Here is a 26586-nt window from a genome sequence, read left to right as displayed (position 1 = left end):
ATATGTACATACATAGCGACAAGTTATCTTGTAAAGACATTAAAAACTAGTTGTCGACGCGTGAGACGTACGTCGGATTGCCCGAGAAGTCGGTCTCGACGCGTCCGCCCATGGAGTCCGGAGCCTCGACCGAGACCGAAATGCGTTGCAGACCACCGTCGTTGTCGATCTGCGCCCAGTCGGCATTGCCCCTCGTGTCGCCGACGGTGGCCGGTGCTCCCGCGATCACCCCGGCGACGACGGACGAGTCGAGCAGTGCCCAGTCGAAGGTCTGCTGACCTTCGGCTCGCAACGACGTGTCGGGCTGAACTTCGAACCCGCCGTGGACCATGACGCGTTCGACGCGTCCCTCGGCGTTCAGTCGGTAGATATCGGCCCGGTTGTCCTCGTCGACTTCCAGCCTGAGCTCGACGACCTCGGAATTGCCGAATCGTTCGAGGTATCGCGCGCGGAAGTCGTCGAGGCCTTCGGCGGTGTCGAACACGAACGGCGCGGCGACGATCGGCGTCACCGACCCAGGCAGTGGCATCGACACCTCCGGCGCCTGGGTCTGCGTCGGTTCCGCGGCAGCAGGTTCGTCGTCCGCGCTCGTCAGGATGACCGCTGCGGCCACGGCCAGGACGACGACCGCACCCGACGCCAGGAGCAGGACGGGTCCCCGTCTCGACCGCGGCGGCGTCGGCTCCGGGAGGTCGACGTCGAGCTGAAGATCGGAAACGAGTGCGTGCAGTTCACCCAGGGTGACCGCTGCCCGCGCCGCGGCGGTGCGCGAATGATGTTCGTCGACGCTCAACTGCCCGTCGGCGTAAGCCTGATCCAGTGCGCTCGCGATGAGCCCACGGTCGATGTCGCGCGCTCGAAGTGCGGGGGCGCGGTTCTTCGGTGACAGAGCCACGGTCGTCCTACTCTCCGAATCGGAACGGATCGACGTACAGGAAGTTGCCCGACGGATCGACGTACATCATTCCTCGCTCCTCGTCCGTGTTGTCCGCGTTGATCAAGACCTGTGGTCCGTCCGACGTACCGCGGATCTGAATGTTCAGGCTGTCGATCCTCGACAGGTTCAGACTGTCCGCCGCGCCGGCCACGACACCGGCGATCCTGGGCAGATCGAGCGTCGTGAGGTCGATCTGGCCTTGGTTCGCCTCGCGTGCGCTCGACCAGGTGTCGTCGAAGTCGTCGAGTTCGCCGTCGCGGAAGTCGTAGGACACCTGCTTCTGCGGCAGGCCGGGAGCCGGCATGCGGACGATCGCATACCCGGGATACAGACCGAGACTGTCGACGACGGTCGTGCCGGTCTTCTCCGCCAGGGCGCGTGCGATGTCCGCCACGACAACCGGGTTCTGGTAGCCCATGTCTCCGTACGTCGACACCGGATCGCCGTCGGCAGCACACGACCGGATTCCGAACACCAGCGCGACGACAGCCGCGACCGCGGGCACCGCGACGGCGAGGCAACCCGTACGCGACGCACGCGCGGTTCGGACCGGGTGGGCGGGCTCGATCGGTGCCGACATCGGCGTCAATCGGGTCGTGCCCTGCAAATCCTCGATCAGCGCGTGCAGATCGGCGAGAGTCTCCGCCTCGAGCGCGAGGTCGATGCGCGCCGCGTGTTCTGCATCGGACAGCTGCCCGTCGGCGTGGGCCTCGTCGAGTGTCGCGGCGGCGTCGGTCCGATCGACGTCGCGAGCCCGTGTCGAAGGGGGCAGTCGTGTCGGCACAGGTGGAGCATAGTTTCCGCGGCCCCGATCGGACAGCTTCGACGGTGGCCGATCCGCATGTCCTCGGCCGCACGTACTCTGGTCAGCGTGCGACTTCAGCGACAGGTGGTGGACTACGCCCTTCAGCGACGGTCGCTGCTCGCCGAGGTCTATTCCGGCAGGATCGGCGTCAGCGCTGTGTGCGACGCCGACCCCTACCTTCTGCGAGCAGCCAAGTTCCACGGGCGCGGAAGCGACGTGGTCTGCCCCATCTGCCGGAAGGAACAGCTCACGCACGTGTCGTGGGTGTTCGGAGAGAAGCTCGGTCCCCTGTCGGGGTCGGCACGCACGGCAGACGAACTGGTCCGACTCGCGGCGACTCAGGAGGAGTTCTCGGTGCACGTCGTCGAGGTCTGCCGATCCTGCAGCTGGAACCACCTGGTTCAGTCGTACGTGATGGGTGCAGTTCCAGCCCCCAAGAGGCCGCGCCGGTCGCGGTCCGGATCCCGCCAACCGAACCGTCGCACCGCGAGCGAATGACACAATCGCTGCGATGATCGATCCGGTCGGCATACGGATGTGCCTGCCGCAACTACTGGAGACCTGTACGTGAGCAACCCCTACGACAACCAGTCGGGTGGTCGGCCTGGAGATCGCGATCCCAGGCGACCCGCTGATCAAGGCCCCGGCCGACGTCCTTCGGGCCCCCCACCGTCCGGTCCCCCTCCCGTTGGTCCTCGCTCGTCGACGCCGCCTCCCGGTGGCCGTCCGATGCCTCCTCAGCGGCCCGCGGGCCAGCGCCCTCCCGGTCAGGGTCCCGTCGGACCGCCGCCGCAGCGTGACGCGCAGGGTAGGCCGTTGCTGCCACCTCCCGGCCGCGCGCCGCAAGGCCCGCCGCAGGGTTCGCGGCCCGGTCCGCCCCCTCAGGGCGCGCGTCCACAAGGCCCTCCGCCCGGACGACGTCCCGTCGGCCCTCCGCCCGGTCGTCCCCCTGTGTCCGGTCGCGGCCCCGAGGGCCCACCCACGTCCCGCGTCGCAGGTGGCATTCCGCCGGCTGGGCCGCCGGACGACACATCCCCACGCTCTTCGGGCAGTGAACCGCCCGAGCCGCCCGAGAGAGGTACTGCCGCGAAAACGAAGAAGAAGTCCCGCTGGCGTACCGTCCGCCGAACTCTGTACGTCCTGATCGCGTTGGGGCTCATCGTCCCGATCCTGGCGTTCATGGTCGCGTACACCGTCGAGGACGTCCCGCGTCCCGGTGACATCAAGACCAACCAGGTTGCGACCATCCTCGCGTCGGACGGCGTCACCGAACTCGGTCGCGTCGTCCCGCCGGAGGGCAACCGCACCGACGTGACGATCGACCAGATCCCGCTGCACGTCCGTAACGCCGTGCTGTCGGCCGAGGACAGGGACTTCTACTCGAACCCCGGCTTCTCGGTCACCGGTTTCGGTCGCGCGTTGCGCGACAACGTTCTCGGCCGCGACAGCGCAGGTGGCGGCTCGACCATCACCCAGCAGTACGTCAAGAACGCCCTCGTCGGTTCCGAGCGCACGCTGACTCGAAAGATGCGTGAGCTCGTCATCTCGTCGAAGATGGCTCGCCAGTGGTCCAAGGACGACATTCTGGCCGCGTACCTCAACACCATCTACTTCGGCCGCGGTGCGTACGGCATCGCTGCGGCGTCGACGGCGTACTTCGGCAAACCGGTCGATCAGCTGTCGATCGAGGAAGGTGCCGTGCTCGCGGCCACCATTCAGCAGCCGTCGGGACTCGATCCGGAGTTCAACCCGGAAGGTGCGCAATCCCGCTGGGACTACGTGCTCGACGGCATGGTGTCGCAGGGCAACCTCGACCAGGCGCAACGCTCCGCGATGCAGTACCCCCAGTGGGTGCCCAGCACGCAGGCCGACAACTCCGACACCGACAGCGGCCCCAACGGCCTGATCAAGTCGCAGGTTCTGCGTGAACTGTCGGCCGCGGGCGTCAGCGAACAGGACCTCAACACCGAGGGTCTGCAGATCACGACGACGATCGACCCCGTCGCGCAGCAGGCGGCGATCGATGCGGTGAACTCGAACCTCGAAGGCGAGCCGTCCGAGTTGCGTACCGCGTCGGTGTCCATCGATCCGAGAACCGGCGCCGTGAAGTCGTACTACGGCGGCGCGGACGGACGAGGATTCGACTTCGCGCAGTCCGGGTTGCAGACGGGTTCGTCGTTCAAGGTGTTCGGCCTCGCCGCAGCCCTCGACCAAGGCATCCCGCTGTCGCAGATGTACGACAGCTCCCCGCTGACCGTCAACGGCATCTCGATCGGCAACGTCGAAGGCGAATCCTGCGGCACCTGCACCATCGCGGAAGCGCTCAAACGCTCGCTCAACACGAGCTTCTACCGGATGCAGCTGTCCATGGACGACGGTCCGCAGTCCATCGCCGACATGGCCCACAAGCTCGGCGTGGCAGAAGAGCTTCCCGGCATCGGCCCGACGCTGACCGAGCCGAACGGTGCAGGTCCCAACAACGGCATCGTTCTCGGGCAGTACCAGTCGCGCGTCATCGACATGGCCTCGGCCTACGCGACGCTGGCCGCATCCGGTGTCCACCACGATCCGCACTTCGTGCAGCGCGTCGTCACCGCCGACGGAACCGTGCTGCTCGATCGCGGCGCCGAGCCGGGTGAGCAGGTCGTGTCCTCGGCCGTCGCCGACAACGTGACCGCCGCGATGCGTCCGATCGCCGGATACTCCAACGGCCACAACCTGGCCGGTGGACGTCAGTCGGCGGCCAAGACCGGTACCGCGCAGCTCGGCGACACCGGGGAGAACAAGGATGCCTGGATGGTCGGCTACACGCCGTCGCTGTCCACGGCAGTCTGGGTCGGCACCGAGCAGGGCCTGCCGTTGCAGAACAGCTACGGTGGCTCGATCTACGGTTCGGGCATCCCGTCGGACATCTGGAAGGACACGATGGACGGTGCGTTGGAAGGCACCTCCAACGAGACCTTCCCGACGCCGGAGCCCATCGCCGGTCAGGCAGGCGTGCCGCAGTACACGGCTCCTGCCGCTCCCGCGCCGTCGGTGGCGCCGACGACCGTTCCGCCAGCGGTCACGCTTCCGATTCCGACGGAGATCTCCCCGCCTGTCGTCATCACTCCTCGACAGGTCGAGATCCTTCCCGGCGTGACGATCCCGCTCCCGGGACTCGCTCCCGCGCCGACGACGCAATCCCCGGCGACCCCCCAGTCGCCTGCGACGCCGGAAGAGATCGAGCCCGAGCCGGCCCGGTAGCCTTCACGGAGTGAGCGACGACGGATCCTCCCGGCCCGCAAGCGGCCGGAGTGCAGCCCGCGGAACGACTCATCGAGACCGCATGCTGGCGAGCCCAGGTCCGCTCGCTCCCGATCGCTCGTCCGACCGCGCGCGGGATCAGCCCGCCGTGACCGATCCGATGACCGCAGAATTGGCTGCGGTCATCGGCGGCCCGGCCGGTAAGCATGCCGTGATCGGGCGTCAGCGATTCATGACGCCACTGCGGGTTCTGCTCCTTCTGGCCGTGGTGTTCCTCAGCCTCGGCTGGTTCGCGAAAGCCGGGTGCATTCAGCAGGCACCCAACGGACCGGAGGGTGCCCTCGGCCTCGACTGGAGCGGAAGCCGTCAGTACGTCGCGATGTGCTACTCCGACACGGTGCCTCTGTACGGCGCCGAACGCCTCGACGAGGGCGCCTTCCCGTACAAGAAGTCCTGGGAGGAAGCGAATTCCGACGGGACCACCCAGATCCGATACATGGAGTATCCGGTTCTGTCCGGCCTGTACCAGTACGGCTCGATGGTGGTCGCGAAAGCCTGGACCGCGATGCCGTTCCTGCCGCAGGCGCTACAGGTGGTCGTCTACTTCAACGTCGTCGTCGTCGGTCTCGTACTGGCATGGTTGATCACGGTGTGGGCGACGGCTCTTTCTGCCGGACGCCGAATCTGGGATGCCGCGCTGGTCGCGGGATCACCGTTGGTGATCGTGCATGCATTCACCAACTTCGACGCTCTCGCAACGGCTTTCGCCGCGTGCAGCATTCTCGCGTGGAGCAGGAAACGTCCGGTGCTGGCCGGTGTTCTGCTCGGACTCGGCGGCGCGACCAAGCTCTATCCCCTGTTCCTGCTCGGACCGCTCCTCGTACTGTGTTGGCGCGCAGGCAAGATGCGCGAATGGTGCATCGCCGCATGCTCGACGCTGGCGGCGTGGCTCGTCGTCAATCTCCCTGTAGCACTGCTGTATCCGCACGGCTGGTACGAGTTCTTCCGGCTCAACTCGGCGCGCGGCGCGGATCCCGATTCCCTCTACAACGTCATCTCGTCGTTCACGGGATGGACCGGATTCGACGGAACCCTCTACCCCGGCGACAAGCCCATGGTGCTGAACGCGGTGACACTGCTGCTGTTCGTCGCGGTGTGCGTCGGCGTCGCCTACATCGCGATGAACGCGCCGACCCGGCCTCGGCTGGCGCAGTTGACGTTTCTCGTCGTCGCCGGGTTCCTGCTCACCAACAAGGTGTGGAGTCCGCAGTACTCGCTGTGGCTCGTGCCGCTCGCGGTGTTGGCACTGCCCCATCGTCGAATTCTGTTGGCGTGGATGACGATCGATGCTCTCGTGTGGTTTCCGCGGATGTACTACTACCTCGGTATCGAGAACAAGGGAATACCCGAGCAGTGGTTCACCGCGACCGTCGTCGTGCGTGATCTCGCTGTAGTGCTGTTGTGCGCGTTGGTGATACGCCAGATCTATCGGCCCTCCGAGGATCTCGTGCGGCGCGGCGGCGTCGACGATCCCGTGGGTGGAGTGCTCGACGGTGCACCCGATGTCGCAGGCAGAACGCGGGTCACCGGCCGTCGACACGAGCCGGTACCCACGTCCTGACGAACGGACAGGCGTGCGCGTAAACTTCCTGCGTGCGACGCCCTACAGGTACTTGCCGAGCTGAGGGACCGCCTCGCCTGCGTGTTTGGCCTGGATGCCGTCGCCGATCGCCTGCAACTTCCAGTTGCCGCCTTCGCGGAAGACCTTGGCCATGACCAGTCCGGTGAACGGCATGCCGCCCTGCAGCGTGAATCGCGCCAACTCGATGTTGTTGGTGTCGTCGACGAGTCGGGTGAACGCATTCTGGATCTGCTCGAACGTCTGGCCGCGGTACGACGTCACGGTGAACACGATCGCGTCGATGTGCGCGGGCACGCGGGTCAGGTCGACGTTCACGACCTCGTCGTCGCCTTCGCCCTCACCGGTCAGGTTGTCACCCTGGTGCAGAATCGAGCTGTCCTTGGACTTCAACTGGCCGTAGTAGACGATGTCGGCGACATTTCGGTTTGCGAACAGGATCGCCGACGCGTCCAGGTCGATGTTTCCTCCGCCTCGGTTACCGCCCCCGAAGAAACTCGTCTTCTTCGGAGCTTGCACCGGATCCCAGCCCAAGCCCATACGGATGATGGTCAGCGCGACGCCGCCGTCCTTGCGCAGCGTGACCTTCTGGCCCTTGGTGAGGCTGACGGGCCGAGCCTTGGTGAGACTGACCTCGGGCGGTCCCGCGGGCGCGGCAGGAGGGGGCGTGGGTGCAGGGGGGGCGGGAGGCGGCGTCGGCGCGGGAGTCGAGACCGGCTGCGCCGGCGCGGGTTGTGCGGCGGGCTCGTCGTCGACGCTGACTCCGTGATCGGTGACGAGGGCGGCGAATCCACCGGCGTATCCCTGGCCGACGGCGCGGACCTTCCACGCGCCCGCGCGCCGGTACACCTCGAGCGCGATGACGATGGACTCACTGCTCAGGCCGTCGACGGTGTAGTGAAACAGGGGCGTGCCCTGCCCGTCGGAGACGAACGCTGTGGGCGCCGCGGAACGACCGAAGTTGCTCGACGCGTCCTCCAGCGTGATGACGGCGCGGATCTGCTCGATGTCCGCGGGGATCTGCGCCAGCGAGATGGCCAGCTGCGCGGGCTGTCCGGCTGCGCCGGGTACGAGGCGAACGCCGGGGCCCTGCGGCTGGTTGAAGAACACGAAGTCGGCGTCGGAGCGGACTTTGCCGGTGGAGGTGACCAGCAGGGCCGACAGGTCAGCGGGTGCGGTGAGCTGCACCGACACGATCACGTCACTGGCGGAGATCGGTCCGTTCTGTCCCTTCACCAAGGGCTGACCGGCGGGAGCAGACAATGTGTGTCCTTCGATTCGAGTGGGATAGCGGATGGCCTCCTCCAATGTACTGGGTCGATTTGTCCGATTGCTCGTACTCAGTCGCGGACGGTGAACAGCTCGCCCGGGCTGCAGTTCAACACCCGACAGATGGCGGTCAGCGTCGAGAATCGAATTGCCTTGGCCCGGTCGTTCTTCAGCACCGAAAGATTCACGACGCTTACTCCGGCCAGACGTGACAGCTCGGCGAGCGTCATTCCGCGGGCGTCGAGAACCTCGCCGAGATGACAGGTGATCAGGTGGTCGGGGGCGTCACCCATCAGACGAGGCCCTCGGTGTCCTCGGCGAGTCTGGCGCCCTGCTGCATGGCGGCGAACACGATCTGCAGGAAGAACGCAATTCCGATCGCTGTCCAGACACCCACGGCCGAGCTCGCCGAGTCGAACGTATCCAGATCGAGTGCACCGATGACGGAATTCGTGCCGAGACGCCCGAAGATGCCCGGCACGATCGGGTAGGCGACGACCGCGACACCCACCATGAGCAGGTTCGAATTGGCGCGCTTCGTGAAGGGCTGCCCGGTCAGCACGTCGACGGTGAATCGGTAGAGAAACAGCAGGCCGAACAACAGTACGACCATCACGGCGATGGGCTGGGCGTATCCGCAGAACGTGACGAACCCCTGCAGGTGGCCCAGATCCGACTTCGCGACGGTGATCTCGACGATGTTTCCCGGCGTGAACTCGGCGCCGAACATCGGGAGGGCGGGCTGCTTCTCCGATGCTTCGATGGTGGCGTCGACCGTGGACGAGCGGTGGAACTGTACGAGATTCAGTACCGTCCAGATCGCGATTGCCGCGGCGAACCCCCATGCGAGCAGCTTGTTCTGGCGCACCGAGCCCAGCTGATTCATCACGACGCCTCCCTATCGACAATCGATAACAACGACTATCGATAGGGTATCGAAAATCGATGGGGTGTCAACGGGTGACGTCATCGACTGCGCGCCTCACCTCCCGTTCGAGATCCGCCGGGGAGGCAGGAAGAATGCTGACGATCGATCCGTGCCGGACGATGTAGCGTCCGTCGCCGTCGATGTCGATCCAGTGGAAGCCGGCTGCGGTGTCATCGGGGCGTCCGTCGATCGACGCACCTCTGCAGATCAGAATTTCGCCCGCACTCGACTGGGGACGGCCGAGAAGCTGGTCGGCGCGCTCGCGGTCCGATGTGCGCGTCGCAGCACGCACCATGGCCTCGTTCGAATCCGCCTGTCTCCGAACCACGTCGAGCCGTGGTGTGTCACCCGAACCGCAGACGGGAAGAGCCCCGAGGACGAGACGTGCCGCGTGACGACTGTCGACGAGCGTGACCGTCACATCGTGTCCGGTCGCGTCGTCGACGCCGGGATCCTGGACCAGGACGACGCCCACGTCGTGCTGCACTGCGGCGTGCGCGCGAACCTTCTCCGGCTCGGATCCACGCCGTCGGTGGTGACCGACGACCTCGATGCGATACGTCGGGTCCACGATGGCACGCAACGAGACTCGAAGATCGTCGTCGAGGGCGGACGTCGCCAGGACGTCGGCGTCGTGTTGTTGGCGGGCGTACTCCTCCGCCGACGCGACGAGCGGACGGAACTGGAGCGGAAACGGCAGTCTGTCCCGACCGACGCTGCGCATCAGGCTCCTGAACTCGAGACCGCGAAAGACCCACTGCCGCTGTATCATTCGCCGAGTACCGGTGGCGCTACCAAGGGAAGGGTGCCGATCAGCTCGTCACCGTTGATCGCGTCGACGAGGTAGCCCGGAGTCTTGTGGACGTCGTCGCCGTCGGTGACGCCTCTACCCGCGCCGGGCGCCATCGCGCCCATACCCGGAGCGCCGGGCCGTCCGTGCGCCGTCGTCGCACCTGCGACGCCGCCTGCGCTGCCGCCCGTCCCGCCCGGGCCGCCCGACGGGGTGCCGCCGAGTGTCGACCCACCGAGTGACGAGCCACCACGCGGAGCTGTTCCGAAGCCGCCGGTTCCACCCATTCCCCCGGCGCCCGAACCGCCACCGAGGCGTCCGTTGGATCGCGAGTCACCGGGTCCAGCGGCACCGCCCCGACCGCCGACCGGTGCACCGAGCATCGATCCGCCACCGGACGTGGAACCACCACCGGGCGTGGAACCGCCACCCGTCCCGCTGCCAGCTGCAGAGGTCGTCGGCGCAGCACCGAATGCGGAGTCACCGGACGTCGGAGTCCAGCCTGCTGCCTGCGTCGCGGTCTCCTGGGGTGTCGACGGCGACGTCGTCGCGGTCGATCCAGACTGACCGCCGGGTTCGGCCTGCGGGCCGGGAAGTGAGCCGCCCGACGACGACGTCCCTCCTCCGGACCAGGTCGATCCCGAGGACCCGCCGTACGGAACGTAGTGCCCTGAACCCGAGCCGCTCGCCTCGCCGCCGTTCGACGGATCGAGCGCCCGAGGGAGAACCGGGATACGGTCGCTCGCGTCGCGAATGGCCGGTTGGTACAGCGTCTTCATGATCGTGCGAGCCTGTTCCTCGGCTTCGTCGCGCTCGAACTGGGAGTTCTTCATCGAACCGGGGACGACGAGGTTGCCGACCGACGCGAAGACGTCGAGGACACGGTCGGTCTTCGAGATCGGTTGCGGCGCAGGCACGCTGCTCTTGGTGTCGGAGAGGGCGTCGTGCGCGGCGGCGATCGTGCCCGAGAACGTGTGCGACGCGATCATCAGCTCGACGGCCGACACCGCGTAGCGCTGCACGCCCGCTCCGGCCGCCTCGGCAGCGGCACCCTGCCAGTCCTGCCCGATGACGTTGCCGATATCCGACGCGAACTGCCCGGCGTCCTTGGACGCGTTCCCCCCGATCGTGCGCCAGTTGTTCGCCATGTTCTGCAACGTGTCCGGGGTGAACTCGGAAACCTTGCCGTAGATCTCGGCGTGGCTCATCGCGTCGAACACGTCGTCGGCCGCACCGCCGGGTCCGTCGTACCGAACGGCGTACCCGGCGCGCCTCGAGATGTCGGAAACCACACCGTCGAGTCCCAACGCGAGCCCCAACGGCAGGGGAGATCCGCCCTGCAGAACGGACGGAAGTGCGACGTCCAGCTTCTCCATCACGCTGGGAAGATCGGAGAGAACGAACTCCGGTTCCGGACTCACCGGGACCCCCACGGCATGCCCGAACCGTCTACCTGCGTGTTCATCCGTATCCCCCCAGCTACGAACCGACCTCGACTACTTGGACGCACCTCCGACGCCGACGGTTCCGTCCTGTTCGACCAGTGCCTGCATCCACGCGAGTATCTGTTCGCTCGCCTTGCCGCCCGCCGCGTCCGTGACCTCGAGCCGCTCGTGTCGGAAGCCGAGGAGTTCGAGTTCGCCGTGCTTCGGCCGGATCGCCCGATCGGCGGCGATGAGCATCTCGGCGTCGAGGGCGCCGTCGCCTGCCGCGAGTGTGACGGCGTCGGCGTCGAGGGTTCCGTCGTCGATGCAGCGGGAGAGCACCTCCGCGACGGCTCGGCTCTTGCAGACGACGTCGGGCATCGTGTACACCTTGCGGCCCTGCTGCGAGACGTTCCATCCGCGTTCGGCACACCACGTCGACCAGTCGGCGAGGAAGTCCGCGGGCACCGATGCCGTGTCGACGACGAGGTAGCAGAACAGGTCGTCGGCAGTGCGACGCTTCAATACCCAGTCGCCGACCGCGCGGCGTTCCAGTTCGCCGCGCACACCGTCCAGATCGACCGTCGAAAAGCTCTGGCGCCACGCCTGATCCGCTACGCCGTCGACGAGAATGTTGCCGCCGTTGCTGGTGATGGCGTACCGCCACGGCGCACCCGGTAGCGCGATCCGCTGGAACTGCTCGATGGTGCGCGTCGTCGTCGGCACCACGACGGCCCTGCGCGTCAGCGTCTCCAGGGATTCGGCGGCCACGTGGGTCATGTAGGACAGTGGGGCGCCGTCGTACATCTCGACACAGCGTACGGAGTCGTCGACGGGGAACCCCAGTGCCGCAGCGGAATAGATCATCGTACGGTCCAGGTCGACCGAGATCAGAATGCTCACGTGACGTCCTTGATCAATCCCATGCACGAGTACGCGAGATCCGGCACCTCGACGACGGGTACTCCCCGGGCCGCGGCGAGCATCCTGATGTGCTCGTGCTCCGGAGCGTCGATGTCACGCACCAGAATTCGCCAGGGAACGCGTCGGAGAAGTACCCGCGTCGTCTCCCCGACTCCCGGCTTGACGAAGTTGACGTGCGAGATTCCGAACTCGTCGCGCACCTTCTCCACCGATGCCCAGCCCGACCACGTCGGCGTGCGATTGGACGCGGTCACCGCGGCGACGGAGGCGGTGACATCGTCGCGTACCGCATCGAACTGCGCGGCGACGGTATCGAGCAGATGGTTGGACACGTCGTCGGGGGCGAGGTCCGCGTAGTACTTCGCCCCGTGGAATTCGCCGTCGCGAATCAGATCGCGGTTGAGGACGGTGCGTGAAACCAGTCCGGACACCGTCGAATTGAGGCATGCCGACGCGATCAGGAAGTCGTCACGCGTGCCGTAGGTGCGCGCGCACTGGCCCGGATCGGCGAGGACCGCGAGGTCGGGATCGAACCGGGGACCGTCGAACGCGTCGAGCGCCGCGGTCAGCTCACGAGCGATCGCCCCCTTACCGGTCCATCCATCCACGAAGACGACCTTGCCCGGGTCGTGGTTGTCGGCGAGGTAACGCAGCGCAACGGAGTCGATTCCGCGGTCGCGGACGATCGACACCGCGTAGTGCGGCAACTCTAGTCCGTGCACCTGGTGTGCCCAGCGCCGCATCAGTATGCCGACAGGTGTTCCCGCCCGTGCCAGGGACGCGAGCACGACGTCGTGGCCGCGCTCGGCAAGCACGATCTCGGTCACCGTTCCGACGGCGATCGCCAAGCGAGAAGCGCTCTCCTGCAGGACTTTCTCGAACAGCTCGCGGTAGGCGACATCGGGTTGGTACTCGATGGGGAGCGACTCGGCGTAGTGCGCGGTACCCGCTTGAATGTTCTTCTCGCGCTCGGCGATTCCTGCTTCGAGTTCGACGTGCGAGAGATCTTTCAGCAGCCAAGTGACCTCGTGTGGTGCGTACGATCCGAACGCCGGCCCGGTCAACGGAACCGCGCGGCGTGATGCGGTGAGCGCTAACGGATCGGCCCCGGAGACCACGACGACCAGAACGTCGGATCCCGACGCCGCGAGAGTCCGTGCAGCTCCGCCTTCGCCGAACAGGCGTTCGGTGTCGGCGGGATCGTCGACGACCAGGACCAGAATCGCGTCCTCGGGTCCCGACGCGTTGTAGACGTAGCGCGCCTCGGATTCCCCGTGCTCGGGGGCGACGAACTGGAAGCCGCGTCGCAGCGGGTAGTCGGGTCGATCGAGCACGTATGCCGGTGAGCGCGTGGTGGTCTGGAACAGCGCGGGATGTCCGCCCGCCCGCAGAATCGACGCCAACCGAAGCGGCAGGTACATCAATTCCTCGTGTCCGAGCACGACGATCGGCGCGCCCGGTGGCAGTGCCGCGTCGACCTGAGCGGCGACGCGGGCGATCGCCGCCTCGAACGCAGGCGTGTCGAAGGACAGGAAGCCGTGGCGGCCGCCGTCGGGAACTGCGTCGGGCCACTCCGCGTCGACGCGCGTGACGGTTCCGGCCTTGTCCGCGACGGGATTGAACTGCGGCTCGGGCAGCGCGGCGACGTCGTCGACGAGTGTGTCACCGAGGTCGACGCTGCCCTGAGCCAGGCTGACGCTGTCGATGACGACACCGAGTTCGGCTGCGACGGAATCGGAGTGGGCACGGTGCTCGGGCGCGCGCATGTCGACGAGCGACGCGATCACGTAGTGCTGCCGCGGCGTCGTCGCGTGCACCGAGCGGATCGCTTCCAGCGCGGTCTTGCCGGTCGAGATCTCGTCGTCGACGAGAACCAGCGGCAGCGGCACGTCAAGAACGTCCGCGGACGTCGGCAGCAGGCGGTGGTCCGTCGCGTGCGAGTGCCCCTCCTGGAACTCCCCGTACACCTCGATGCCTGGCACGTCTCGACGCGTCGAGTGCAGGTAGCAGTGGGCGTTGAGCCGAGCTGCGACGCCGTGGCCGAGACCGGTTGCCGTCTCGGCGAATCCGAGTACGACGACGTCGGATCCGCCGACGGCGTCGAGTACGAGAGTGCCGAGGCGGTCGGCGGCCGCGGTGACGACCTCGGGATCCACCGGAATGTGCTTGCCGAGCACCTCCGACACGAGAAGGTGTGCGCGCCTTGGGTTTCGGCGTAACCCGGGCTGAACGAGTTGCTCCACCGTCCAGTCCGACGACGACCCGGTGCCGGTGACGACGACACCCGATGCCGGGTTGGGCGTCGTCATCGGCCCGCCAATGCCGTGAGCAGATCCACGAACGTGATCCCTTCGTTGGTGACGCCGAACGCATTCGCGCGCAGCATGGTCTGTCGGGCCCAATTGCGGTGTGGGCCGAGCTCGTTCATCTTGTTGCGGTATCCGGACGGGCGTACCCCGCCCGAGTTCGACTCGAGAATGTCGAGCGCGTCGTGATACTCCTCGTGCGTGACGGCCGACAGTGCGTGCACCGCAGGAACATGCGACGGATGTATGACGGTCTTGCCCTGGATTCCGTTGGCCCGATCGAGTGCGACCTCACGCAGCAGCCCGTCGAGGTCGCTGCTGACGAGTTGCTGACGGAACCGTACCGCTTCGTGTTCGACGAACGGCGTCTGCCGCAGCATCGGGCGGAACATGCGTTCGTGGTCGGCGAAGTACTCCCAGACCGGGCCGGTGATGACGAATCCCGAATCCCCCGAACGGCCGAGGTGGTTGACGATGGCGCTGATCGCGTCGGCGACCACACGGACGTCGTAGATCGTCAGGTCGCGGTCGCGTCGGATGCCGAAGTTGCCGCACATGTCGGTGGCGCCGATACGTACGGCGAGGATGCGGTCCCGATGCGCGACGAGGAGTTCGCGAATCGCCATCAGTTCCGCATCACGTGTCTCGCGGAAGAGCACCTCCGTGGATTCCAGAACGGGCATGGCGAACAACCGCTTGCCGTGCACGTCGGAGGCTGCGGCGATCTCGTCGAGGAACGACGCACCGCGTGCGGCCGTGAACTTCGGGACCACGAAGCCGGACAGCGCGCGGGCGCCGTGTGCGACCTCCGTGCTGATGCGTCGGATCTGTTCCGGTGTACGAGCCCTGACGAACACCAGCGAGCCGAGATCGTCGGAAAGATGTAGCTCGTCGAGCGTTGCGACGGTGTTGCCGATGGCCTCTTCGAGATTGTCGTCGGCGACGGCGTCCTCGAGGTCGATCACCAACGAGCAGACGCCTTCCGCGCTGCGCTTGACGAGCGTGGCCGTCAGATCCTGCCGTGTCGCAGGCATGTACAACGTGGCTCCGAGAGCCGTTGCGACACTGGCCAAATCGCCGTTCGGGTCGACAGGTGACGGCGACCGGAAGAACAGCGCGGCCTGCGTGGCGGCGTCGAGGTGTCGAAAGTGTTGCACCGGATTCCTTAGGAGTTGTCGAGCGGGTCCTGCCGCGGCAGGTGTTGCCGAGCCGGGTGTCATCGGGCGGAGGCTCGCATGCGGTCGATCACCCCGGCGATGAATCCGGAAATACTGTCCAGATCCTGCAGATACGACCAGTAGTCCGGGTGGGTTCCGGTCAACGCGGTGCTTGCTCGCTCGATCCGAGCCAGCTGAGCATCCAGTACCGATCCCCACTCGGCAACCAGTCCGCGGTTGAGCGCCAATTGTTGGGCGTCTCGTAACTTGAAACGCACCGCTTGTTCTTTCTCTCGCGGGTTGGCTTTCACCGCACGAAGCAGGTCGACGCGGTCGGTCACCGCGTCGACGAGCTCCTCCGCGTCGCTCAGGTGTGCTCGCGCCTGCGTGATGTAGTCCAATGCTTGCTCGGGATTCCCGGAATCCGCCGCTGCACGGGCCGCCGACATGTCCTCGGCAGCTTGCTCGATGTGGCGATCGCTGGCCTTCTCGTTGCCGGACAGATCCGCCGAGCTGGCGACGTTGAACTCACGCAGCAGCGTCGAGAAGGCAGGTGCCAGGCGTTCGGAGCGTGTACGGACGGCTTCGAGGCGCGTGCGCACCGAAGCGAGGGCCGAGCGTGCCTCGCGCTCACGTGCCGGGGCCGCGTCGATCGCCGCCTCCAGCGCACTCGCGGCATCACGGACGTCGCTTGCAGCGGCGCGTGCACCGAGGGCGTTCTGCGACGCCATCGCTGCATCGAGAGCGGCGACGGCGGCGTCGACCGACGACCACGCCGCGCGGATCGACGGATAGCCGATGTATTTCTCGTCGGCATCGGCGACGGCCATCTGGGCTTTCTGTGCGAGGGCTTTCGCGTCCTGCGCCAGGCGCGGTGTCGCAGCGAGCATCGCCCGGGCCTGCTCGAGGTCGGTGCGGTGCGCCTCGTAGAACGCATCGACTGCTCGGCTCGCCTCACCGAGTGCGCGCGTCGCGTTGTCGAACGCAGCCTGCGCCGCTGGTGTGGCGACGCCGTCGAACTGGTCCATCGCGGCGAGATACGCCGCGCCGGCGTCGAAACATTTCTTCTGCGCGCCCGCCCACGCGGACGAGACGTCACGATCGGGCGTCAGTGCTTTGATGGCGTCGACGCCGGTCGACGCGATCGACTGTCGCTTGTCCATGTCGAGGAATGCGGCGACGGCGGTGTCCTGCGACGCGCGCGCGGCGGATTCGGCTCCCCCTCCGCGGCGAAAGGCCCCAGGCCAGCGACTTGTCACGAGCCCGATAGTACTGACGGGAACTTCGGCGTGTGGTGCGCGCGTTGGCTGAGTACAACCGGATGAACTCGCACGAATCGGACACACGACCACTACGGTGAATGCCGTAGCGGAATCCACATCGAAAGGACTTCTCCATGGGCGTCAGCCTCAGCAAGGGCGGCAATGTCTCACTCACCAAGGCAGCTCCCAACCTGACCGCGGTCACGGTCGGTCTCGGCTGGGACATTCGTACGACGACCGGAACGGACTTCGACCTGGACGCCAGCGCCATCGCGCTGAGCACCGAGAAGAAGGCGTTGAGCGACCAGCACTTCGTGTTCTTCAACAACCTCAAGTCTCCCGACGGGTCCATCGAGCACACCGGTGACAACACCACCGGCGAGGGCGAGGGCGACGACGAGCAGATCAAGGTCGATCTGGCTGCTGTTCCGCCGAACGTCGACTCCATCACGTTCCCCGTCTCCATCTACGACGCCGATGCCCGCTCGCAGTCGTTCGGTCAGGTGCGCAACGCGTTCATCCGCGTCATCAACCAGGCCGACAACTCGGAGCTCGCTCGCTACGACCTCAGCGAGGACGCCTCGACCGAGACGGCCATGGTCTTCGGCGAGCTGTACCGCAACGGTGCCGAATGGAAGTTCCGCGCGGTCGGTCAGGGCTACGCCTCCGGACTCGCCGGAATCGCCCGCGACTTCGGAGTAAACGTCTAGTAAAGGCGTTCTCAAGATTGGGGATACCCCCGTTCCATCCTCCATGATGGGCGGGGGTTTTCCCGTTTTCTGACGTTCTTCACGATGGCAAGAGAAAGGCCACCGACAGTGGTTCTGCGAATATTCGGTTGGTCCATCGGAGTCACCCTCGTCTCGATGGTCGTGGCCTTCCTCTACGGCGGCTGGCAGGCGCTCTTCCTCGTCGCGATTCTGGGCGTCCTCGAAGTGTCTCTGTCGTTCGACAATGCCGTCATCAACGCGACCGTGCTGCGACGCATGAGCGAGTTCTGGCAGAAGATCTTCCTGACCATCGGCATCGTGATCGCCGTGTTCGGCATGCGCCTGTTGTTCCCGCTCGTCATCGTCTGGGCGGCGTCGGGCAAGGGGCCGGTCGAGGCTCTCGACCTGGCGCTCAACCCGCCGGCCGACGACGCCGCGTACTTCCCGGACGGCTCACCGAGTTACGAGACGCTGCTGACCGACGCGCACCCGCAGATCGCGGCGTTCGGCGGCATGTTCCTGCTGATGCTGTTCCTGAACTTCATCTTCGAGGACCGCGACATCACGTGGCTGAGCTGGCTCGAGAAGCCGCTCGCGCGCATCGGCCGTCTGGACCAGCTGTCCGTCGTCGTCGCCGGTCTGTTGCTGGTGCTCAGCGCCGAGTTCCTCGCCGAGGACGACAAGATCTCCACCGTCATGGTGTCGGGTGTGCTCGGCATGATCACCTACATCGCCGTCAACGGTCTCGGTGAACTGTTCCATGTGGACGAAGAGGGCGAAGAGTCCTCGGGTGGGCCGTCGAACCTCGCCAAGGCAACCGGCAAGGCGGGCTTCTTCCTGTTCCTCTACCTCGAGGTGCTGGACGCGTCGTTCTCGTTCGACGGCGTCATCGGCGCGTTCGCCATCACCGCGGACCCGATCATCATCGCGCTCGGCCTGGGCTTCATCGGTGCTATGTTCGTCCGTTCCATCACGGTCTACCTCGTCCGCAAGGGCACGTTGTCCGACTACGTCTACCTCGAGCACGGCGCGCACTGGGCCATCGGTGCGCTGGCCGTCATCTTGCTGGTCTCGATCGGCGTGCACATCAACGAGATCATCACCGGTCTCGTCGGCGTCTTCTTCATCGGTGCGGCCTTCGTCAGCAGCATCATGCGCAACCGCAAGCTGGAGTCGGAGGGCGTGGACACGCACACGCACGTCTAGACGTCACCAATCGTCGAGCTTCGTCAGGCCGTCCTGTAGCGCACGCGCGAACAGGGCGGCCTTCGTCGGTGCGGGACGCCCGACCGACAGATACTTCTGGCGAATGCGCGTCAGGTGCGTGTTGATGGTGCCGACGGAGATGTGCACCGATTTGGCCGCTTCGGGCTTCGAGTCCGACGCGAACCACGCGATCATGACTTCGACCTCGCGTGCGCTCAGCGGGGGCTTGCGATACAGGTGACCGTCCCGGTCCAGGGGCGAATCGTCATCCGAGGGTGGGTTCGGCGGACGTGGTGGGGTCATTGCGTGTCCGACCTCCTTCGAGTGGGTTCGACGCCGGGTGTTCCCGGGCGCCGGCGTCCGACCGCCTGGTCTGATTTTGCACGGACAGCTGCTCGGTGTGCCACTTCGTCGCCCGAGTCCGTACAGGGTCAATACATTCGGTCGGGCGTTGACCTGGCGAAGAGCCGGTATTGCCCTATAGTTCGCGCATGAATACCGACCGCCCGGATCCCTCGGCGATAGTCACCAGGGCCGAGCTGGCAGCCGGACTTCGCGCTCTGCGCGAGCAGTCCGGTGTCACGTATCGCGAACTGGTCGAGCGCTCGGGCGGCCTGCACGGCACCGTCAGGGGATGGTTCTTCGGGCATCACGTGCCGGTGAAGGCCAGCTCGGAGATGTTCGACCGGGTACTCGCCGCATGCGGAGTGGACAGCAGAGCCGAGCGACAACGGTGGTGGGATGCCGTCGGGCGGGTCCGCTCGTCCCCGGGGCGGAAGCACTCGCGCAAGGGGCAGGCGCCGTACAAGGGTCTCGAAGCGTTCGGCGAGCAGGATCGCGAATGGTTCTTCGGCCGCGACGACGTCACCGGCACCCTCGTGGCGCGGGTCGACGCGCTCGCCGAGGCAGGTGGAGGCGTCGTCGTCGTGCTGGGGGCGTCGGGCTCCGGCAAATCCTCGTTGCTGCGTGCGGGCCTGGCGGGCGCCCGAGAAGGTGTCACGGTTCGTTCCGGTTTCGTAGGAGCGCGGGACTTCGTCGACACCGAGACGCACACTGCGGTCCTGGTGTTCGACCAGATCGAGGAGCTGTGGACGCTGGCGACGGACGACGAGCGAGCGGCGTTCCGTGACGCTGTCCGACGGGTGCTCGACGGCTCGAGCGTCGTGGTCGTCTTCGGTCTGCGTGCGGACTTCTATCAGAACGCCATCGGGGAAGACGTCTTCGTCCGAGGACTCGGTGACAGTCCCGTCGTCGTCGGGCGACTGGGTCCGAAAGAGGTGGCCGACGTCATCGTCGAGCCGGCGCGCAAGGCAGGCATGACCGTCGACGACGCCCTGCTGCGTGCGCTGATCAAGGAGTTCGAGCCTCGTGGCTCGACGTTCGCACACGACCAGGGTGCGCTGCCGATGCTGTCGCACGCCCTTCTCTCGACGTGGCAGTTGGCCAAGGGAAACAGGCTGACCGTCGACGACTATCACGCCACCGGAGGACTCGCCGGTGCCGTGCAGCAGAGCGCCGAGACGGTCTTCGCGTCGTTGACACCCGCCCAGCAGGAACAGGCACGACGCATCTTCGTGCGGTTGGTCAACATCGACGGAGAGGTACTGACGCGTCGACGCGTGGCTCGTGCCGAGCTGTTCCACGGCGACGGCGTGGACGCCGATGTCGAGACGGTGTTGGAGGCGTTCACTGCGAGTCGTCTGCTGACGGTCGAGGAAGAAGCCGTGTCGGTGACCCACGAAGTGCTGCTGACGGCCTGGGACCGGATGCGGCTGTGGATCGCGGACGATCGGCAATGGTTGCTGACGCACAGGAGGCTCACCGACGCCGCGGTGTTGTGGGACGAGGCCGGACGCGACACCGGGTCGGTTCTGTCCCGCAGTCGGCTCGACGCCGTCGAGGACTCGCTGGCAGACGGTGACCACCGCGACGACCTGAATGCCGTCGACCGTGACTTCCTCGCCGCGAGCCGCGACCGGGTCGATCATTTCCGGTCGCAGCGTCGTCGTCGGCGGCGGGTGTTGGAGGGACTGGCTGCTGCCCTCGCCGTCGTCACGGTCGTCGCAGTCGGTTCCGCCGGCGTCGCCTTCTCCGCACGAGCGGACGCGGACCAACGCCGTGCCGACGCGGAGTCTGCGCTGGCGGGTCAGGTCGCCGGGACCGCAGAGCGACTCCGCGAGCTCGATCCGGGCCTGTCGGTACACCTTGCGCTCGCGGCGTACGAGACGAACCCGACCCAGGCTGCGCGCTCGGCGCTGCTCGACGCGTCGGCAATCCACGCGCCGGTGCGGCTCCCCGGCGTTCCCGGACAATCGCGGGCGCGGATCGATTCGACCGGAACCGTGCTGGCAACGGCAGGTGCGGACGGCGTCGTGCGTCTGTGGTCGGTCGACGGGTCGGCCGCGCAGTCCCGCGGGACCATCACGCTGTCAGGACCGGGTTCGGCGGTGGCGCTTGCCTTCGCTCCCTCGGAGCCGATCGTGGCCGTCGGAGGCGCGTCGGGCACGAGTCTGTGGGACGTCTCGGATCCGGATGCGCCCGTCGAGCTGGCTGCTGTGGACGATGCCCGGTCGAAGGTGCTGGCGTTCGACGCGGACGGTCGTGCGCTGGTCATGGTGTCCGCGCAGGGCGACGTGTCGTTGTGGGATGTGTCGGACCGTCGCGCACCTGCTCTCGTCGCGAATCCCGGGACGTCGGGCGCCGTCAACGCCGCCGCGTTCGCCCCCAGCGGTGCGCTGCTCGTGACCGCGGGCGTCGGGCGGTCGCTGCGGGTCTGGAACACAGCGGACCTGCGAGCGCCCGTCGTCGACGTGCCCGCCGACGGTTCGACGAACGACTACCTGTCGCTCGCGTTCGCGCCGGACGGCCGCACACTCGCCGCCGGGACAACCGGACGGGAGGTGGTGCGATGGGCCGTCGACGAGCGTGGTGGCCTCACGAGCAGGCCCGCGCTGACCGGGTTCACCAGCTACGTCAACGACGTCGCATTCAGCCCCGACGGCTCGGAGCTCGCGGCGGTCAGCTCGGACAGTTCGATGCGGACCTGGGATACCGTCACCGACGATCCGCGCGAGGTCCTGCCTGGTTCGAGCGTGGTTCTGTCGGTCGCGTACAGCCCGGACGACAGGTCGCTGATCGCCGCAGGCCAGGACGGGATCACGCGCCTGTGGCCGATGCCGGGTCCGGTGATGAGCGGCCAGACCGACACCGTGTTCGTCAATCCGATCGACGGCAGCGGCACCCGCATCGTCGCGGGTGTCGGCTCACGGGGAGACGGGCTGCGATTGTGGGACGTCACAAATCCTGACCGACCGGTCTCTGCGGGACAGAATCTGACGTCGACCGTGCCCTCCGACCCGCTGACGGGTGCCGCGGCCATCTCGTGGGACGGAACGGTGGTCGCGGGTGGCACCGCGTCGGGAGCCTTTCAGCTGTGGAACATCGAGAACCCGCGTAACCCGATCCCGCTGGGCGGGCCGCATCCTGCGGTCGCGACGCTCGTCGGAGCCCTTGCATTCTCGAGAAACGGTGACCTCCTGGCCGTGTCACCGCAGAACTCGTCGGACATCTCGCTGTGGGACGTGAGCACACCGGACCGCCCGGTACAGCTGGCTACGTTCGACGCAGGCAACAACCCGCAGGTCATGGCTTTCAGTCCCGATGGCCGCGTGATCGCCGTCCCTACCCTGGCCGACGTCGTCGAACTGTGGGATGTCACCGTGCCCGACGCACCGAGGCTTACGACGACCCTGGACGGATTCGACGACGATGCGACGACGGTCGCCTTCGACCCGGACGGGCGAATTCTGGCTGCGGGCAGCGCTGATCGGACGGTCCGGTTGTGGAACGTCGAGGATTCGTCGGCTCCCCGACACGTCGCGCGGATCCACGGTCCGCGCGACGCCGTCTACTCCCTCTCCTTCGACCCGAGCGGTACGCGCCTCGCTGCCGGCGTGGGCGGTCGGTCGATGTGGATCTGGGACGTGAAGGATCCGTGGAATCCGGAGAGCTACGCGACGCTGACCGCCTACGGGGACCGAGTGAACGACGCAGTCTTCACGGCCGACGGCAACGCTGTCGTCGCCGGCGGACCGAAGCAGGATCTACGTGTGTGGAGAACCGATCCCGACGAGGTCGCCTCCCGCATCTGCGATCGCGGCGGCTTGTCGGTGACGCCCGACGAGTGGGAGCAGTACCTACCCGGCTCGCCGTACCGCGAATTGTGCTGAGAGCCTTACAGATCCGCGATGTCGATGAGGCCGTCCTGCAGTGCGCGGGCGACGAGGGCGGCCTTCGTCGACGCGGGGCGGCCGACGGCTGCGTACTTGGCGCGGATACGCGTCAGGTGCGTGTTGATGGTTCCGAGGGACAGGAACAAAGACTTCGCGACCGCGGTCTTCGAGTCGCAGCGGATCCAGCCCGTCAGAACCTGAACTTCGCGGTCCGTCAGGATCGGCCTGGGCAGAAAGGGTCCGGTCGCGGGTGTGGTCGGGGGCAGCTGAACGGGCGGTGGGACGAGGCTCATGGTGCGCCGCGTCGACAGTTCGACGACGGGTCCGACCGCGCTCGACGGACGTACCACTGCGGCTTCGAAGCTAGCTGACATGAGATTCTCCCCGGGTTCCAAATGTTGTGGCAATGCACAACCAAAGCTGAAACTAAATCTTCACAGCTGGCGACCGGACTGTCCTGCCCTGAAAACTAGGGGCATTGAACCGACAACCTTTTCGCCCGCCCGCGCAGGCCGTCAGCTGTGTGGATGCACTTCCGGCATCGGCAGCCAGCCGTCCTCGACGGCGCGCTTGTACAGATCGGTCTTGGTCGGAGCCGGTCGGCCTGCCTCGGCGTACTTGTTGCGGATTCGAACGAGGTAGTCGTTGACGGTCTGTTCCGACAGCCCCGCCAGCCGTGCGACGCGGCCCGCCTTCTCGCCCGACGCGTACAGGGCCAGGACTTCGCGCTGACGAGGACTGAGGCCGACGTCGGGAAGCTGCGGATCACCGTCGATGGCCGCGGCCCAGTCGGTGGTGACGACCTGACCGCCATCGGCTGCGCGTCGAATCGCGGAGACGATCGCCGCGGCCGGTTCGGACTTGCGGACGACCCCGAGCACACCCGCGCGTGCGGCGGAACGGACGAGGAACGGGTTCTCGGCGCTGGTGTAGACGAGTACCTGCATCCCGCAGGAGTGCAGCTTCTCGACGTTCGCGCGGGGCGACGACCCGTCGCCGAGACGAAGATCGAGAACGACCAGATCGAGAACCCGAGTCTGGACGAGGAGTTCGTCGACGGTGGGGGCGACGGCCACCAGGTCGAGATCGGACTCGTCGGCAAGGATCGCTCGCAGTCCCATTGCAACGGATTCGTGGTCTTCGACGAGACCGATCCTGCGTGACGCGACGCCGTCCGCCGACGTCGTCGATTCCCCCGTGCCGAAAGTCATGTCCTGCCCCTGTTTCACCCGATGGGCAGTAATCGATCCGCCCGCCCGACTAGTCGACGGAACGCAGTAGTTCGTTACGGATCGAAAGTGAGATCTTCAGGAGGTGGCAGACGCCGGGGTCGACTCGATCTCCGGAGCGGGCGGCGGTGACGTGGTCGGGGCGCCGTCGAATCTGAGCCGGGCACGAGCGAAGAGGAAGAAGAGGACGACGAGCAGACCGGCCCGTCCCCAGACGCCGACCTCGACGAAGAACTGTTCGGTGGTGGCATCGGAGCCTGCTGCCAGGGCCGCGAAGTACTTGAAGACGCCGATTCCCATCGACAGGTCCGCGACGAGATAGGCGACGACGACGCCCCACGGAACCCGCAGCAGGACGAAGAACGGCACGAGCCACAGCGTGTACTGCGGTGAGTGCACCTTGTGGAACAGCAGGAAGCCGCACAGCATGGATCCGCTCACCGCGATCCAGGGGTACATGCCGTCGAGCCGAGCTCGGCGCAGCCCGAGTATCAGCGCGAGTCCGAACGCCGCGAACACAAGCAGCGGCGACAGGATGTCGACGGTGTTCTGAAAGCTCGCTTCCGCGTGTTCGTAGTCGTCCGCGGTCATCGAATCGGTGATGTAGAAGTGCCGCACACCCCAATACCAGATCGAGTTCGTCGTGATGTCGGCCTGCCTGAGGGACTGGAAGACGAACGACGCACGCCACCCTTCGTAACCGCCGAGAGCAAAGGGCAGATTGATCGCGACGACCGTCGCTGCTGCTGCGCCGAGCACGGCGAGCCCGCCCCGGAAATCCCATCGCCCGCGGCCACCCTCGTAGACGACGTACGCGGCGAGCGGCAGTACGAACGCGCCGGGATAGAGCTTGAGACAGAAACCGATCGCGAGCAGCACCGACGCGAGCACCGCACGGGTTCGCAGCGGCAGCCGCGACGCCATCACGAAGACCGCTCCGACGGCCGCCGCGACGACCGGGAGCTCCCAGTTGTGGAAGGCGTACATGACGAGCGGTGGACCCGCCGACCACAGGAACGCGGCCCGGCCGGCGAGGCGTCCGAGCATCCACGCCGTGAGAAGACCGAACGGCGCGAGCAGCAGCGCGGACCACAGCAGGAACTCGGCGTCGGTGTGCGACGGGATCGCACCGAGCCACATCAGGACGCCACTGAGTACCGGGTATTCGACGGTCCCTCCCGTCAGCACACCGTTCGACGTGATCGCACCGTCGAGGTAGGGAAAGATGTGGTTGTTTATATCCCGGCCCAACCACAGGAACTGGATGTCCGAGTAGCAGACCGAACTGTCCTTGATCGCATCGAACGCGGTACTGCGGCCGTCGTCGTCGAACGGTGCCAACGCACAGCGGGCCTTGTTCAGATAGCCGAGGATCAACGTGAACGCACACAGCGTCACCACGGCGATCATCGTCGCCGGTGAGGTGCGCACCCCTGATCGCATGAAGCAAGACTATGTCGCCGACGGCCCGGCATCGGTACCGTCATCTGATTTCGCAGGTCAGGAGCCGCTCGTGTACCCTCCAAGGGTTGCTGACGCAACGACCCTCCTGCCACGGATAGTCCGTGGCCGTTTTCACTAGTCCACAGGAGGTGATGAGGTCTTATGCGTCATTACGAATTGATGGTCATTCTGGACCCCAGTCTGGACGAGCGCACGGTCGCTCCGTCACTGGATACGTTCCTCAATGTCGTTCGCAAGGACGGCGGCAGCGTCGACAAGGTCGACGTCTGGGGCAAGCGTCGTCTGGCCTACGAGATCGCCAAGCATGCCGAGGGCATCTACGCCGTTGTGAACCTCAACGCCGAGCCCGCCACTGTCAGCGAACTCGACCGTCAGCTCGGACTCAACGAGTCCGTTCTGCGTACGAAGGTCCTGCGACAGGGCAAGTGATTGTCGTTGCCCGCCTCTAGGCTGGCATCAACAAACGACTTTCTACTGAAAGAGGAACCATGGCAGGCGAGACCGTCATCACCGTCATCGGCAATTTGACGGCAGATCCCGAACTTCGTTTCACCCCGGCCGGTGCGGCCGTGGCCAACTTCACCGTTGCGTCCACCCCGCGCACGTTCGACCGTCAGACCAACGAATGGAAAGACGGCGACGCACTCTTCATGCGCTGCAACATCTGGCGTGAAGCTGCGGAGAACGTGGCCGAGAGCTTGACCCGTGGCTCGCGAGTCATCGTGAGCGGCCGGCTCAGGCAGCGTTCGTACGAAACGCGTGAAGGCGAGAAGCGGACTGTCGTCGAACTCGAAGTCGACGAGATCGGTCCCTCCCTGCGCTACGCCACCGCGAAGGTCAACAAGGCCAATCGCGGAGGCGGCGGCGGGGGTGGCTTCGGTGGTTCCTCGGGTGGATCGGGCGGCGGCCGTTCCAACTCCAACTCGGGATCGAACTCCGGTGGAGACGACCCGTGGGGCAGCGCCCCGCAGGCGTCGGGCTCCTTCGGTGGGTCGCGTGGTGGGGACGACGAGCCTCCGTTCTAGATCCTTCGCGATCGAGAACAACCAGACGTAACG

At 66.4% G+C, this 26586-nt stretch carries 23 protein-coding genes; 8 read left to right on the top strand and 15 right to left on the bottom strand.

Annotated features, from left to right (window positions below):
• Positions 1-46: 46 nt before the first annotated feature.
• Positions 47-895 (bottom strand): DUF1707 domain-containing protein, encoded by an 849-nt coding sequence (locus tag DK926_RS08320; RefSeq protein ID WP_243636713.1) that lies wholly within the window; start codon positions 893-895, stop codon positions 47-49.
• Positions 896-902: 7 nt separating this feature from the next.
• On the bottom strand, positions 903-1721 hold the full coding sequence (locus tag DK926_RS08315) for a DUF1707 domain-containing protein (RefSeq protein ID WP_243636712.1): 819 nt from the start codon (positions 1719-1721) through the stop codon (positions 903-905).
• Positions 1722-1778: 57 nt separating this feature from the next.
• Here DK926_RS08315 and DK926_RS08310 point away from each other — a divergent pair, with 57 nt between their 5' ends.
• From DK926_RS08310 to DK926_RS08295, 3 genes are all read left to right on the top strand, one after another.
• Positions 1779-2240, top strand: a complete 462-nt coding sequence (locus tag DK926_RS08310) for a DUF5318 domain-containing protein (RefSeq protein WP_114330027.1) — start codon at positions 1779-1781, stop codon at positions 2238-2240.
• Between the two features lie 231 nt (positions 2241-2471).
• Positions 2472-4988 (top strand): transglycosylase domain-containing protein, encoded by a 2517-nt coding sequence (locus tag DK926_RS08300; RefSeq protein WP_243636711.1) that lies wholly within the window; start codon positions 2472-2474, stop codon positions 4986-4988.
• Positions 4989-5070: 82 nt separating this feature from the next.
• Positions 5071-6609 carry a glycosyltransferase 87 family protein gene (locus DK926_RS08295; protein ID WP_207890779.1) on the top strand — a complete coding sequence of 513 codons (1539 nt, stop codon included), beginning with the start codon at positions 5071-5073 and terminating at the stop codon, positions 6607-6609.
• A gap of 42 nt (positions 6610-6651) precedes the next feature.
• Here the strand turns inward: DK926_RS08295 and DK926_RS08290 are convergent, their stop codons facing one another.
• The 9 genes from DK926_RS08290 to DK926_RS08250 form a co-directional block, all read right to left on the bottom strand.
• Positions 6652-7866 (bottom strand): TerD family protein, encoded by a 1215-nt coding sequence (locus DK926_RS08290; RefSeq protein ID WP_114330025.1) that lies wholly within the window; start codon positions 7864-7866, stop codon positions 6652-6654.
• Between the two features lie 101 nt (positions 7867-7967).
• Complete coding sequence (locus tag DK926_RS08285; protein WP_114330024.1) at positions 7968-8189, bottom strand: helix-turn-helix transcriptional regulator; 222 nt, start codon at positions 8187-8189, stop codon at positions 7968-7970.
• Complete coding sequence (locus DK926_RS08280; protein WP_125833390.1) at positions 8189-8785, bottom strand: hypothetical protein; 597 nt, start codon at positions 8783-8785, stop codon at positions 8189-8191. Before DK926_RS08280 ends, DK926_RS08285 begins: the two co-directional genes overlap by 1 nt.
• A 64-nt stretch (positions 8786-8849) precedes the next feature.
• Positions 8850-9596: an ESX secretion-associated protein EspG gene (locus tag DK926_RS08275; RefSeq protein WP_114330022.1), complete on the bottom strand. Its 747-nt coding sequence runs from the start codon at positions 9594-9596 to the stop codon at positions 8850-8852.
• Entirely contained in the window at positions 9593-11035 is a 1443-nt protein-coding gene (locus DK926_RS08270) for a hypothetical protein (RefSeq protein ID WP_114330021.1), read from the bottom strand. Before DK926_RS08270 ends, DK926_RS08275 begins: the two co-directional genes overlap by 4 nt.
• A 75-nt stretch (positions 11036-11110) precedes the next feature.
• Positions 11111-11941, bottom strand: a complete 831-nt coding sequence (locus DK926_RS08265) for an HAD family hydrolase (RefSeq protein ID WP_207890774.1) — start codon at positions 11939-11941, stop codon at positions 11111-11113.
• Positions 11938-14271 carry a phosphoribosyltransferase gene (locus DK926_RS08260; RefSeq protein ID WP_114330020.1) on the bottom strand — a complete coding sequence of 778 codons (2334 nt, stop codon included), beginning with the start codon at positions 14269-14271 and terminating at the stop codon, positions 11938-11940. The genes DK926_RS08265 and DK926_RS08260 overlap by 4 nt, the downstream gene beginning before the upstream one ends.
• The gene (locus DK926_RS08255; RefSeq protein ID WP_114330019.1) at positions 14268-15425 is read right to left on the bottom strand and encodes an HpcH/HpaI aldolase/citrate lyase family protein; all 1158 of its coding nucleotides are present in this window, start codon (positions 15423-15425) and stop codon (positions 14268-14270) included. The genes DK926_RS08260 and DK926_RS08255 overlap by 4 nt, the downstream gene beginning before the upstream one ends.
• A 59-nt stretch (positions 15426-15484) precedes the next feature.
• Positions 15485-16588, bottom strand: a complete 1104-nt coding sequence (locus DK926_RS08250) for a hypothetical protein (RefSeq protein WP_114330018.1) — start codon at positions 16586-16588, stop codon at positions 15485-15487.
• A 233-nt stretch (positions 16589-16821) separates the two neighbouring features.
• Here DK926_RS08250 and DK926_RS08245 point away from each other — a divergent pair, with 233 nt between their 5' ends.
• Together DK926_RS08245 and DK926_RS08240 are read left to right on the top strand one after the other, a co-directional pair.
• Entirely contained in the window at positions 16822-17397 is a 576-nt protein-coding gene (locus tag DK926_RS08245) for a TerD family protein (RefSeq protein ID WP_068430700.1), read from the top strand.
• 108 nt (positions 17398-17505) lie between these two features.
• Positions 17506-18603 carry a DUF475 domain-containing protein gene (locus DK926_RS08240; RefSeq protein ID WP_068430703.1) on the top strand — a complete coding sequence of 366 codons (1098 nt, stop codon included), beginning with the start codon at positions 17506-17508 and terminating at the stop codon, positions 18601-18603.
• A 3-nt stretch (positions 18604-18606) separates the two neighbouring features.
• On the opposite strand, the gene DK926_RS08235 is transcribed toward DK926_RS08240, so the two are convergent.
• Entirely contained in the window at positions 18607-18906 is a 300-nt protein-coding gene (locus DK926_RS08235; RefSeq protein WP_347812639.1) for a LuxR C-terminal-related transcriptional regulator, read from the bottom strand.
• A gap of 188 nt (positions 18907-19094) precedes the next feature.
• Between DK926_RS08235 and DK926_RS08230 the strand changes: the two genes are divergently transcribed.
• Positions 19095-22832 carry a hypothetical protein gene (locus DK926_RS08230; protein ID WP_114330017.1) on the top strand — a complete coding sequence of 1246 codons (3738 nt, stop codon included), beginning with the start codon at positions 19095-19097 and terminating at the stop codon, positions 22830-22832.
• Positions 22833-22837: 5 nt separating this feature from the next.
• Here the strand turns inward: DK926_RS08230 and DK926_RS08225 are convergent, their stop codons facing one another.
• The 3 genes from DK926_RS08225 to DK926_RS08215 all read right to left on the bottom strand — a co-directional run bounded on the left by DK926_RS08225 (position 22838) and on the right by DK926_RS08215 (position 25507).
• Positions 22838-23209, bottom strand: coding sequence for a LuxR C-terminal-related transcriptional regulator (locus tag DK926_RS08225; protein WP_114330016.1), 372 nt, complete (start codon positions 23207-23209; stop codon positions 22838-22840).
• A gap of 141 nt (positions 23210-23350) precedes the next feature.
• Positions 23351-24046, bottom strand: coding sequence for a response regulator transcription factor (locus DK926_RS08220; RefSeq protein ID WP_068431025.1), 696 nt, complete (start codon positions 24044-24046; stop codon positions 23351-23353).
• 96 nt (positions 24047-24142) lie between these two features.
• Positions 24143-25507, bottom strand: coding sequence for a hypothetical protein (locus DK926_RS08215; protein WP_174551492.1), 1365 nt, complete (start codon positions 25505-25507; stop codon positions 24143-24145).
• Positions 25508-25669: 162 nt separating this feature from the next.
• On the opposite strand from DK926_RS08215, the gene rpsF reads away from it, so the two are divergent.
• Together rpsF and DK926_RS08200 are read left to right on the top strand one after the other, a co-directional pair.
• Entirely contained in the window at positions 25670-25957 is a 288-nt protein-coding gene (gene rpsF / locus DK926_RS08205; RefSeq protein ID WP_068430711.1) for a 30S ribosomal protein S6, read from the top strand.
• 59 nt (positions 25958-26016) lie between these two features.
• Positions 26017-26553: a single-stranded DNA-binding protein gene (locus DK926_RS08200; RefSeq protein ID WP_114330015.1), complete on the top strand. Its 537-nt coding sequence runs from the start codon at positions 26017-26019 to the stop codon at positions 26551-26553.
• Positions 26554-26586: the final 33 nt, after the last annotated feature.

Source organism: Rhodococcus sp. Eu-32 (genome assembly GCF_003336925.1).
GTDB lineage: Bacteria > Actinomycetota > Actinomycetes > Mycobacteriales > Mycobacteriaceae > Rhodococcoides > Rhodococcoides kyotonensis_B.
Note: the sequence above shows the minus strand (reverse complement) of the source record. Positions and strands in the feature narration are given on the sequence as shown.